At 54.8% G+C, this 294-nt stretch carries 1 protein-coding gene; it reads right to left on the reverse strand.

Annotation, left to right across the window (positions count from 1 at the left end):
• The coding region (locus KDM89_RS21670) for an oxidoreductase (RefSeq protein WP_463322648.1) at positions 1-294 on the reverse strand (294 nt) is incomplete at both ends.

Consider the following 294-nt stretch of genomic DNA (forward strand, 5'->3'; position numbering starts at 1 on the left):
ACCACCAGCCCAGTCAGGTTCTGCAATGTGCAGATAGGCGATTTGTCGACGGCTGAATTCGCGTGCCAGGTACAAGGCCATCACTTCTGCTTCGGTATCGGCGATGCCATGTGCGACAAAGTTAGGTGAAATCCGTACCCCCACCCGGTCGGCACCGATTTCAGCAATGGCTGCATCGACGGCTTCCAGTGTCAGACGTGCACGGTTTTCCAGGCTGCCACCATAGGCATCTGTACGCAGATTGCTGTTGGTCGCCATGAATTGCTGTAACAGATAGCCATTTGCAGCATGCAC

Source organism: Cognatundibacterium luofuense (assembly GCF_018139685.1).
In the GTDB taxonomy this organism is placed as follows: Bacteria; Pseudomonadota; Gammaproteobacteria; order Burkholderiales; family Burkholderiaceae_D; genus Undibacterium; species Undibacterium luofuense.